Annotated in this window: 11 protein-coding genes and 2 pseudogenes; 10 read left to right on the top strand and 3 right to left on the bottom strand. The window is 72.0% G+C overall.

Going from position 1 to position 10,845, the window contains the following annotated elements; translation table 11 throughout:
• The 7 genes and pseudogenes from G3I65_RS38210 to G3I65_RS38180 form a co-directional block, all read left to right on the top strand.
• A pseudogene (locus G3I65_RS38210) lies at positions 1 to 293 on the top strand (hypothetical protein); the annotation flags it as partial.
• Positions 294 to 854: 561 nt separating this feature from the next.
• A complete protein-coding gene (locus tag G3I65_RS38205; RefSeq protein ID WP_160700411.1) occupies positions 855 to 2,201 on the top strand; it encodes a DUF1932 domain-containing protein in 1,347 nt (448 codons plus the stop codon).
• The gene (locus G3I65_RS38200) at positions 2,201 to 3,622 is read left to right on the top strand and encodes a TRAP transporter large permease subunit (protein ID WP_160700410.1); all 1,422 of its coding nucleotides are present in this window, start codon (positions 2,201 to 2,203) and stop codon (positions 3,620 to 3,622) included. The genes G3I65_RS38205 and G3I65_RS38200 overlap by 1 nt, the downstream gene beginning before the upstream one ends.
• Positions 3,623 to 3,644: 22 nt before the next feature.
• Positions 3,645 to 3,911, top strand: coding sequence for a hypothetical protein (locus tag G3I65_RS38195; RefSeq protein ID WP_160700409.1), 267 nt, complete (start codon positions 3,645 to 3,647; stop codon positions 3,909 to 3,911).
• Complete coding sequence (locus G3I65_RS38190; protein ID WP_309235923.1) at positions 3,904 to 4,881, top strand: cyclase family protein; 978 nt, start codon at positions 3,904 to 3,906, stop codon at positions 4,879 to 4,881. Before G3I65_RS38195 ends, G3I65_RS38190 begins: the two co-directional genes overlap by 8 nt.
• A gap of 24 nt (positions 4,882 to 4,905) precedes the next feature.
• Positions 4,906 to 5,664, top strand: a complete 759-nt coding sequence (locus G3I65_RS38185) for an IclR family transcriptional regulator (protein ID WP_160700408.1) — start codon at positions 4,906 to 4,908, stop codon at positions 5,662 to 5,664.
• Positions 5,665 to 5,767: 103 nt separating this feature from the next.
• Entirely contained in the window at positions 5,768 to 6,271 is a 504-nt protein-coding gene (locus G3I65_RS38180; RefSeq protein WP_160700407.1) for a helix-turn-helix domain-containing protein, read from the top strand.
• A 153-nt stretch (positions 6,272 to 6,424) separates the two neighbouring features.
• On the opposite strand, the gene G3I65_RS38175 is transcribed toward G3I65_RS38180, so the two are convergent.
• The 3 genes from G3I65_RS38175 to G3I65_RS38165 form a co-directional block, all read right to left on the bottom strand.
• Positions 6,425 to 6,916 (bottom strand): DUF3592 domain-containing protein, encoded by a 492-nt coding sequence (locus G3I65_RS38175; RefSeq protein ID WP_160700406.1) that lies wholly within the window; start codon positions 6,914 to 6,916, stop codon positions 6,425 to 6,427.
• Positions 6,917 to 7,124: 208 nt separating this feature from the next.
• Positions 7,125 to 8,501 (bottom strand): serine/threonine-protein kinase, encoded by a 1,377-nt coding sequence (locus G3I65_RS38170; protein WP_160700405.1) that lies wholly within the window; start codon positions 8,499 to 8,501, stop codon positions 7,125 to 7,127.
• A gap of 86 nt (positions 8,502 to 8,587) precedes the next feature.
• Entirely contained in the window at positions 8,588 to 9,523 is a 936-nt protein-coding gene (locus tag G3I65_RS38165; RefSeq protein WP_160700404.1) for an SDR family NAD(P)-dependent oxidoreductase, read from the bottom strand.
• Positions 9,524 to 9,567: 44 nt separating this feature from the next.
• Between G3I65_RS38165 and G3I65_RS38160 the strand changes: the two genes are divergently transcribed.
• The 3 genes and pseudogenes from G3I65_RS38160 to G3I65_RS38150 form a co-directional block, all read left to right on the top strand.
• Positions 9,568 to 10,113, top strand: a complete 546-nt coding sequence (locus tag G3I65_RS38160; RefSeq protein WP_160700403.1) for a TetR/AcrR family transcriptional regulator — start codon at positions 9,568 to 9,570, stop codon at positions 10,111 to 10,113.
• Between the two features lie 63 nt (positions 10,114 to 10,176).
• Complete coding sequence (locus G3I65_RS38155) at positions 10,177 to 10,350, top strand: hypothetical protein (RefSeq protein WP_160700402.1); 174 nt, start codon at positions 10,177 to 10,179, stop codon at positions 10,348 to 10,350.
• 104 nt (positions 10,351 to 10,454) lie between these two features.
• Positions 10,455 to 10,845: pseudogene (locus G3I65_RS38150) on the top strand (winged helix-turn-helix domain-containing protein); the annotation flags it as partial.

Raw genomic sequence — 10,845 nt, 5'->3', positions numbered from 1 at the left:
CGACCCTCCGCCCGGCGTGCGCCGCCGCGGTCGGCCTCGCCGCGATCCAGCAGGCCGGCGGCCTGTACCTGCACCTGCTGGGCCGTTCCCCGGCGGTCGCGGCCTTCGGCACCCTGGTCGGCCTGCTGCTGTTCGGCTACCTGATCGTCCGCTGGCTCCTGATGGTCACGGTCTGGCTGACGGTCCGCGACGAGCCGACGGGCACGCTCGCGGCGGACGTCCGTTACGCGGGCACGACGCTGGGCGCGGGCGCCTCGGCGGAGCTGGTGGTCCGCACACTGTCGGGCCGCTGAGGGCTCGGACGGCCGGCTGATTCCGCCGACTGACCGCGGTCGGCCGACGAGGTGGCCGGAGTGGTGGCACCCGACCGGAGCGGGAAGCCGGTTCGCGCAGCGCCTGCCGGTCGCGGTGCTGTCCGGGTTGATCGCTGGTTCGCGCAGCGCCTGCGGGTCGCGGTGTGGTCCGGCCCGATCGTCCGCCCGAGCAGCGCCTGCCGGTCGCGGTGCGGTCCGGCCTGAGTCGGGTCGCGCACCACCTGCCGGTCGCGGTGCGGTCTGGCCTGAGTCGGCTCGCGCAGCGGTGCTGTCCGGCCTGTCGCCGGCTCGCGACCGAAAGCATCCCGGCCGACCTGCGAGCCGACCGCCCATCAGCCCCTCGATTCGGCTTCCTCGACCCCGCTGCCCGCGACTTTTTCGCGGCTACACAAGGTCCGGCCACGCCTCGATGGCGATTCTGCGCACCAAGACCTCGTCCACGCGTCGGCGAGCTGACCCGTTGACACCCGGCCCACTCCATGACAATACTGCTCGCACAGTAGTAGGGATTACCACTGTGTGAAACTTTGTGGAGGCAGTATGCGGGCGTTGGTGTTGGGGCTCGGTGAAGCCGGGGCGCTGTATGCGGCCGGGCTCGCCGAGCGTGGCTGGACGGTCGCGGGGTACGACCCCGCCGACAGCGCGACCCCCGAGGGCGTGGAGCGCGCGGGTTCTCCGGAGCTTGCGGCGCGCGGGGCCGAGGTGGTCTTGAGCCTGGTCGGGGGCCGGGCCGCGGCGGAGGCGGCCGGCTCGGTCGCGCCCTTCCTGCCGGCCGGGGCGGTGTTCGTGGACATGAACGCGGCCGCGCCCGAGGTGAAGCAAACGATTGCGCGGGCGGTGGGGGAGGACCGGTTCGCCGATGTCGCGGTGCTCGGATCGGTCCCGGCGCACGGTGCCGCGACGGCGGTGATCATCAGCGGCCGGGGTGCGGCGCGGGCTGCCGCCGTCTTCGAGGAGCTGGGTGCGCGGGTCGAGGACATCGGGGGAGCGCCCGGCGCGGCGTCGGCGCGGAAACTCCTCCGCAGCAGCTTCATGAAGGGCCTGGGCGCGGTGATCGTCGAGTCGGTCGCGGCCGGCCGCGCGGCCGGGGCCGAAGGGTGGGTGCGCGAGCAGATCGCCCGTGAGCTCTCGGGTGAAGACGCGGCGGTGAACCGGTTGTACGACGGCACGCTCAAGCACGCGTCCCGTCGCGCCGGCGAGGCGGACGCGGCCGTGGCGCTGCTGGACTCGCTCCGGGTGCCGCCGGTGATGACCCGGGCCACCGCCGAGGTCCATCGCGGGCTGGCGGACGCCGCGCTCGCCCCCGCCGAGGATCTGCTGGCGGAGTTCGGCGGCCTCGCGGTCGCGAACATCGGGGACGCGCGCGATCGTATGGGCATGCTCGATGGTGGAATCCGGGCCTTGTGGAAAGGCGCGCGGGTGGCCGGGCGGGCACGCACCGTGTGGGTGCCGAACGGCGACAACCTGGCGCTGCACCGGGCGATCGCGTGCTCCCGGCCCGGTGACGTGCTGGTCGTGAACGGCGGTGGTGACGTCAGCCGGGCGCTGCTGGGCGAGCTGATGGCCGAGCGTGCCAAGCGCCGCGGCGTCCTGGGCATCGTGGCGGACGGCGCTCTGCGTGACGTCGGCGAGCTGGAGCGGATCGGTTTTCCCGCGTGGGCGCGCGGCGTGTGCCCGGCCGGGCCCTACAAGAACGGCCCCGGGCAGGTGGACGTGCCGGTCGCGGTCGGCGGGGTCGTCGTCCGGCCCGGCGACCTGGTCGTCGGCGACGACGACGGCGTCATCGTGGTCCCGGCGGCCGAGGCGGCCGCGAGCCTGCTGGGCGGCCGGGCCGTGGAAGCCGACGAGGCACAGCGCCGCGCCGCGATCCTCGCCGGGACCGCGTGATGACGGGCGTGTGGGCGCTGATCGCCTTCGTCGCGGTGATCATCGTGTGGAACGCGGTGTTCAAGCGCAACATCGGCGAGGCGATGACCCTCGGGTTCGTGGCGGTGGCCGGATTCGCGGTGTTCGCCGGCACCGCCGACGGCGGATCTCCGTGGTCGGCGATCGGCGAAGCCGTGGTCGATTCGATGCAGGAGGAAGTCACCTTCGCCGGCTTGGCGTTCGTGTTCATGTCCTACCTGCTGGCCCGGACCCCGGTGCTGGACAAGCTGATCGACCTGCTCAACTCCGTGCTCGGGCGGCTGCGCGGCGGCCCCGTCTACACCGCGACCGTCGCCGGCGGGATCTTCGGCGCGATCGCCCACATCGGCGCGGCGATCACCGCCGCGGTCGGCTCGGTGACCGTCCCGTGGATGAAACGGTCCGGGGTCAAGCCCGAACTGGCCGCGACGGTGGTGGCCGGCGGCGCCGGAATGGGCGTGAGCTTTCCCTTCTCGGGCACGATGTTCATCCTCGTCGGCGGGCTGGCGGCGCAGGGGATCATGCAGGCGGACGAAATCGTCAAGCCGCTGGCGCTCGCCGGCCTGTGGTGCCTGGGCTACCGGCTCGTGCTCGCGTGGTTCCTCGTGCGCCGCAACGGCATCGAGCCGATCGCCGAAGGAGACCGGCTGCCCTTCGGCCGCAGCCTGCGCTCCGGCTGGACGTCGCTGCTGCTGTTCCTGCCGATCCTGGTCCCGCTCCTGCTCACGCGCGGCCCGATCGCCGACGCGCTGGGCACCTACTCCGGCGTCGGCGAGGCGCTGAAGAAGCCGGTCACGCTGGCCGGCGGCACCAAGCTGCCCGCGCAGCCTTACGAGATGCCCGACGTGATCAGCCTGATCACCTGGATCCCGGTGCTGATGATCGCGCTCGTCCTGTTCCTCGGCCGCAAGCACCTGCCGCGGACCGCGTCGGGGTGGTGGTCGACGATCGGCAAGGCGGCCCCGTCCTTCGGCGTCATCGGCATCACCATCGTCGCCGCGTTCTCCGCGTCGAACCTGCTGGCCGACCTCGGGCTGGCCGGCCAGCTCAAGACGGTGCTGTCCGGAGTGGACGCTTCGGGCTGGATCATGGCGATCGCGATCGGCGTGATCATCGTGGCCATCGCGATCCCGCTCACCGCCAGCGCCACCATGGCCGCGGTGGGGCCGGTCGCGGTCGCCGCCCTCGTCGGCACCGGGATTCCGGCGCCGGTCGCCGCCGCTGCCGTACTGATCTTCGCCTCCACCGAAGGCGCGTCGCCGCCGTCGGGCGCGCCGATCTACGTGGCGGCCGGCATCGCCAGGGTCGACCCGGCCAAGACGTTCCTCCCGCTGCTGAAGTACTACTGCCTGCCCATTCTCGCGCTCGGCGTCCTCATCGCCGTCGGCGTGCTCCCCGTCTGACCCGCTCGCGAAGGAAGCAACCATGAGTTCAACGGTGAACCAAACCAGCGCCCGGCCCGCCAAGACCGCCCGGATCACGACGTTCCTCTTCGCCCTCTGCGTGGTGTTCTTCATCGTGGCCGGCGCGGCGATCGTCGTCGGGCAGATCGCCGCCCTCGCCGCCGGTACCGCGACCGGGGCCCGGCATTGGGCCACCGCGCTCGCGCCCTACGCGTTCGGCGGCGCGTCCGTCGCCGGGCTGCTGGCGTTCGCGCTGTCCTACCGCACGCAGGAGCCCGAGGGTGACTGAGTCCCGGATGGACGTGCCCCCGTACGCGCGGCTGCGGGGGCACGTCCCGCCCGGTTCCAGCTGGGGCGTCTTCGACCGGGACCCCGAACGCGGGACGGCCAACTTCGCCGGGCCCGCGCAGGTGCTCGACGCGCTGAGCGCGGTGACCCGCGGCGCGGTCTTCAGCCTGGACTACGCCCTCGACGCGTTCGACCCGCCGATGGCCCGCGCCCGCTCCGCGCCCCGCCACGAACTGCTCGCCGCGCACGCCGAGGCCCGCGACGACGTGCTGCGCGAGTTCTACCTCCAGGCGACGTCCCAGGTCGACGGCCTGCGGCACCGCCGCGCCTCCGGCCACGGGTTCTACAACGGGGTGCCGGACGAGGACATCCGGGCCGGGCACCCGGCGCTCGGCGTCCAGCGCTGGGCCGAGAAGCCGATCGCCGGCCGCGGTCTGCTCCTCGACCTCGAGGGACTTCTCGCGGCCGAGGGCACCCCGCTGGACCACCGGCGGGGACCGGCGCTCGACGTCGACGTTCTCGAGCGTGCCCTGCGTGCCCAGCACGAGCGGGTCCGGCCGGGGGACCTGGTGCTCGTCCACACCGGGTGGGCGCGGTGGTACCTCGGCGCTTCGCCGGAGGTGCGCGCCGAGGTCCGCGACGCCCGGCGTGCCACCGGCTTCCGCCAGACCCGCGAGCTGCCGGAATGGCTGTGGGACAACCAGGTCGCGCTGTTCGCCACCGACACCTTCGCCGTCGAGGTCCTGCCGGTCGTCAGCGACGCGTTTCTCGCCGACGCCCCGGAAGACGCCGGGATGATGCACCAGGAGCTCATCGCCAAGCTCGGCGTGCCGCTCGGGGAGCTGTGGAACCTCACCGGGCTCGTCGCCGACAGCCGCGCGCACGGCCGGTGGGACGCGCTCGTCACCGTCAAGCCGCTCCACCTCGTGGGAGGTGTCGGCTCCCCGCCCAACGCCACCGCCCTGCGATGACCACTGTGTGGAAAGATGTGGCACATGGTGGAGCCGGCGAAACCCGCGACCAGCATGCGCTCACTCGAACGAGCCATCGACATCCTCGAGGTCATCGACTCCAGCCAGCACGCCCTGCGCCTGACCGAAATCGCCCGCCGGGCCGGCCTGCCGATCCCCACCACCCAGCGCATCCTCGGCGTCCTCGAAGCACGCGGCCGCGTCGAACGCGACGCCGGCGGCTACCGGCCGGGAATCGGGCTCATCTTCGGCGCCCACGCCTACCTGACGACCAACCCGTTGCTGGCCGCCGCGCAGCCCATCCTGCAGGATCTCGCCGCCGCCACCGGCCTGACCGCGTCGCTGTTCAAGCGCATCGGCTGGTCCCGCGTGGTCCTCGCGCGCGTCGAGGGCACCACGCCGCTGCGCTACGAACTCCCCGTCGGCGAACGCCTGCCGCTGCACCTCGGCGCCGGCAAAGCCCTGACCGCGCACCTGGACGACGCCGAACTCGCCGAATTCCTCGACCAGCTGAGCGACCACACCCGGGCCGACGGCAGCAGCGTCGACCGTGACGACTTCCGCGCCGAGCTCAAGACGATCCGCGACCGCGGCTACTCCCAGGCCCGCGGCGAACGCGAACCCGGCATGGCCTCCGTCGCGGCGCCGATCCCCGATCCGCACGGGGCGACCGCCGCCGTCCAGGTCACCGGCACGTTCACCGAGATCCCCGAAGAGAAGGTCCCTCAGCTCGGCGTGGAACTCCAGCGCGCGGCGCTGGCGATCTCCCGCCGGATTTCCTGAATCTCTTCGACGTATCTGCGGCTGATCTCACCCGTGTGGGTGATCGTCTGTCCTCCTCGGCCGAAACGTCGTCACGCCCGCACCCGACTGCGGTCGCCTCGGTATGACCGCTCGCGCGACGGCCACCGGTGGAGCCGTGTCCGTATTCCGCCAGTTCGACATCACCCAGTACCGGCGGGTCCTGGGGAGTGAGCTGCAGCGGTCGCGGCGGCGTCGCGGCCTGACCCGTCTGCAGCTGAGCGTGGAGCTGGACGGCGCGGTCTCGACGTCCACCTTGGCGGCGTATGAGTCCGGCGCCCGCCAGTGTGCGGTGCTGCGGCTCAACGAGATCTGTGTGGCTCTGGACGAACCGGCGCACGAACTGCTGGAGCGAGTCGGTGATCGCTTGGGCCTGAGCGGCCAGTGGCCGGTCCCGGTGGATCTGAACCGGCTGGCCGAGGATGAGTCGGTGCCGCTGGAGCCGTTGCGCCGCTGGGCTCGTGTCCGGCTCAGGGACGCTTCGACGCCGGAAGTGCTGATCCCCGAGTACGCGTTCGCCCCGCTGGCGACGCTGAGCGGCTCGAGTGTCGAGGACATCCGCCGGCTGCTCATCGCTCTTTGCCGCTGAATTCCCCAAACTGCTACGGAGGTTGCCATGTTGCCTGTTGTCCGCCGCTCGCTGAGTGTCCACTCCGAGGTCAAGGTGCGGCTGGTGCTGCTCGCCACCGTTTTCGGTGCCGCGGTGGCCGCGATCACCTGGCTGGGCGCCAGCTGAACAACCTTATCGCCGTCGAACGGAGCGCACGACGCCGACGATGAACACCAGCGGCGGAAAGAGCAGGAGACTGCCTCCGAGGCCGGCGAGCAGCCCGTTCCCGACGTTGTCCCCGGTCGCGGAATTCAGGCTCGCTGAGTCCGGGTGCCGCGGGTCGTAGTGAATCACGACGGTGTCGCCGACGTTGCCGTCACCGCCTTGGGAGAACGTGTAGGACCGGCCGCCGGGAACGGTGTAGCGGACCAGGATCCTGCGGCTGGACTGCCCTTGCGGCAGGCCCGTTTCCTGCCGCTCCAGGATGATCCCGTCGACCGTCTGTTCCCGTTCGCCGCGCGCGGAACTTTCGGCGATGCCGTCGAGACCGGTGCGGACGAACCCGTACCCGAGGAAGGCGAAGGCGACCGTCAGGGCCGCCAAGACCAGCCAGAGGGCGCCCTTCCCGACGACCGCCCCTGTCCGGCTCGCACGCAGCCGCTCCCGGATGTGTCGCACCCCCATACGTGCCAGGATAGTTCAGCGGGTCCGGGTGATCAGTTCGCGCACTTGCGCGGTGAAGGTCGCCGGCTTGATGTGCAGGCCGAAGTGTTCGGAGCCGACGACGGACGCGCTCATCGGGCAGGACTCCTCGGCGGCGCTCGATCGCGGCGTCGTGGTGCTGGGCGGCGCCGGAGCGGCCGCGCAGCTTTCCAGGGCCAGGGTCAGAAGCTCAGCGGATTCGTACTGTTGTCGGGGCGTAGCTGCGGAAGGCGTCGGTCAGCTCGGCGAGGTCCGCGTCGACGTAGGGGATGACCCAGTGCCCCAGGTGGTTGCGTTTGACCGCCGCGCCGGCGCCGCCGTGGACGTCGGTGCGGTCGGGGTGGGTTTTGATCTGGACCTGCGTGAACGTCCGGGATCGGGCGGTGTGGGAGAAGAGGGTGACGATGTCCACGGCAGGCCATTCGACGCTGAGGGTTTGCCCGTTCCCTTGTTTGATTCCCACGTCGTCCGGGGTGATGACCAACTGGTTCCGGTTCCTGGCGTTGACCCATGCCAGGACGGCCGCGAAGCCGAGCGACGCAATCCCGACATAGAGATAGGGGATGCTTTTGTTCCCGCTGATGTTCGCTGCGGCGATCACCAGCCCCAGGCCCGGAGCGGCGAAGAACAGCACGATGGCGACGGCCAAGGCTCGTTGCCAGGCAAAACGGTGGACCGCGAACGTCATCGGGCCTGACGTCGGTGGCGGCTGGTGCTCCCGCCGCGTCGGAGGGAGTGCCTCGCGCCGCGGCGAGTCGGTGGTGGCCAGTGCCAGGGCTTCGGCGAAGCTCGGGCGCCGGTCCGGGTCCTTGTCCAGCAGGCGCGTGATGAGTTCGGTGAGGGCGCCCGCGCGGCCGGGTGGCGGGGGCTGGTCGAACAGGATCGCGGCCATCGAGGCCTTGGCGGTGTCGCGGCGGAACGGCGAGACGCCTTCGACAGTGTGGTACAGGGTGGCGCCCAGTGAGAACAGGTCGCTGACCGTGCCCCGGCCCCGGCCCTCCAGGCGCTCGGGGGCGGTGTACTCGATGGAGCCGATGAACATGCCGGTGGAGGTCAGCCGGGTGTCGGCGTCGTGGGTGGCGATCCCGAAGTCGGTCAGCAGCACGTCGCCCCGCTCGGTCAGCAGGACGTTGCCGGGCTTGACGTCCCGGTGCGCGATGTCCGCGTCGCCGGCCGCGCTCAGTGCCGCCAGCAGCGCCGCCGCGATCGGCGTCGCCTGCTCCGGGGAGAGCGGGCCGGAGTCCAGCCGGTCGGCCAGCGTGTCGCCGTCGACCAGGCGCATCACGATCCAGGGCGTGCCGTCCTCGACGACCACGTCGTGGACGGCGACGACGTTCGGGTGGTCGCGCAGGCGGGCGGCGTGGCGTGCTTCCCGTTCGGCGCGCTTGAGCCGGTCCGCCCGTTCGACCTCGCTGGACGACGGCGGCAGGCGCATCTCCTTGATCGCGACGTCCACGCCGAGGGTTTCGTCGTGGGCCCGCCACACCCGCCCGAAACCACCGGCTCCGAGTTCGCCGATGAGCCGGTACCGGCCGCCGATCACCAGGTCCGGTCGCCCCTGAGCCATCCCCGCCGCCCCCGAGTTTCTCACGTTGTCCCGAGCAGCATAGAAGCTCACGCCCGGCGTCGGCGGGAGCTGACCGGTTCCCGCCGTCAGTCTCGGGTCAGGTCCGCCGACACCGTCCAGAGGCGCTCCGCGGTGGCGGGGTCGAGCGCCCAGGCCTTCACGCCGTGGGGGTGGTCGGCGAGTTCGGCGTCGTCCGGCACCGGGTAGGCCTCCTGCGCGTCGTCGAGGTAGTGACCGCCGGTGCGGGCGAACTGCGGTGCGACGGCCGCGACAACGCTCGTCGCCGCTCCCTGTTCGACCGTCTTGTACGCGAAGATGCCCGCGGCTTCGGCCGCGGCGAGGGATTCCTTCTGTGCCGCGGTGAAGTTCCGCTGCAGTCCGGTCGCGACCCCGCCGGGGTTGACGGCGTTCGCGAAGATCCCGTCGGCCGCCCAGCGACGCGTTGCCTCCACCGCGAACAGCGAGTTGGCCGTTTTCGACTGCGCGTAAGCGATCTGAGGGTCGTAGGCGCGGCGCGTGAAGTGGAGGTCAGTGAAGTCGACGCCGGCGCGCATGTGGGCTGTCGAGCTGACCGACACGATCCGCGCCTCGCCGCGGTCCGCGGCGCCGCGGGCCAGTGCCGCGTGCAGGCCGGTGGCCAGGGCGAAGTGGCCGAGGTGATTCGTCGCGAACTGCAGCTCCCAGCCCTCCGCGGTGTGGGCCGGGCCGCCCGTGACGATGCCCGCGTTGTTCACCAGCAGGTGCAAGGGCCCGTCCCAGTCCCGCGCGAACCGGCGGACGGACGCCCGGTCGGCGAGGTCGAGCCGGGCGACCCGCGAACGTGGCCCGGGGACCGCCGCGGCCGGGTTCCGGACGGCCAGGGTCACCTCGGCTCCCGCGGCGGCCAGCGCGCGAGCGGTTTCCGCGCCGATCCCCGACGACGCCCCGGTGACGATCGCGCGGACACCCGCGAGGTCGACACCGGCCAAGACGTCGTCCGCGGTGCTGGTGGCGGTGAAGGGCGTGGTGATCAGCGCGGTCATGCCGCGAACTATACAGACTGAACAGAACTTGTATAGTTCGCGGCATGACCGTTTCCGAAGCCCCGGACGCCGAGACCGGGCGCCGTGACGCGGTGCTCGAGTCGGCGCTGCTGACGTTCGCCCGGCACGGGTACCGGAAGACCTCCATGGAGGAAGTCGCGCGCACGGCCCGGATTTCCCGGCCGGGGCTGTACTTCCTGTTCGCGTCCAAACAGGACTTGTTCCGGGCGGCGGTCACCCGGGCGATCGAGCGGGACCTCGCCGCGGCCGAGGAGATCCTCGCCGACACCGGAAAGCCGTTGCGGGAGCGGCTGGCCGGCGCGTTCGACCGGTGGGCCGGCCGCTACGTCGGGCCGATGAGCCGCGACGTCCCGGCGGTCATCGAGGAGAACCCGGACCTGCTCGGGCCGATCACCCGCACGGCCCCGGAGCGGTTCGAAGAACTCGTCGTCGCCGCGGTGGGCGGCGCGGCGGCGGCCGATATCGCGCAGACCTTGATCAGCGCGTCGGTCGGGGTGAAGCACCAGGCGGAGACCCGGGAGGAATACCTCGGCCGCATGACCACCGCGATCGCCCTCCTCGTCCCCTGACCGCTCGCGGCGCGGGCGAAACTTCGTGTGGTGTGCGCCCGGGTCCGGTTCGATACTGGTCGGATGGTCTCCGAGCCACCGATCGTGACCCTGGCGCCGGACGCGGGACGGGCGTTGCTGGGCACGGTGTCCTCGGCGTGCGTCCCGCGGCCGAGCCGCGTGCTCGCCGGGACGGCCAGTCACCCGGCTGCCACTGAACTGGTCCCGGCGCCCGCGTTGTCGCATTTGTCGAAATGATGGAGCGGCCTTTTGCCCGAAATGGGCAGGGTTCTTTTTCGGTAACCCCGCACGCCCGGGCGTTCTAGAATCGCTTTCGGCGGGCTGGGTCACGGGGGGATGAAATGGCGGCCGATGCGGTGGTGGCGTTCCGGGTGCTCGGCCCCGTCGAGGTCCGGCGGGCGGGGGTGCCGGTGCTCCTGCCCGAGGGACAGGTGGCCCAGCTCCTCGGGGTCCTGCTGGTCAACGCGAACCAGCTGGTGCCGGTCGACACGCTGATGGCGGTGCTGTGGCCGGACGAAGCGCCGGCGACCGGCCGGAAAATGGTGCAGGTCCGGCTTTCCCGGCTCCGGGCACTGCTGGCGAGCACCCCGGCCACGATCATCGGCGGCCGCGCCGGGTACCGGCTGGACGTCCGGGCGGACGCGGTCGACCTGGCCGAGTTCCGCGCGCGGGTCGCCGCCGGGCGAGGGGCCCCGCCCGAGGACGCGCTCGGCCTGCTCGGCTCGGCACTGG

Origin of the sequence: Amycolatopsis sp. SID8362 (assembly GCF_010550475.1) — a bacterium.
Classification (GTDB): domain Bacteria; phylum Actinomycetota; class Actinomycetes; order Mycobacteriales; family Pseudonocardiaceae; genus Amycolatopsis; species Amycolatopsis eburnea.
This window is presented reverse-complemented; position numbering and strand designations above follow the sequence as displayed.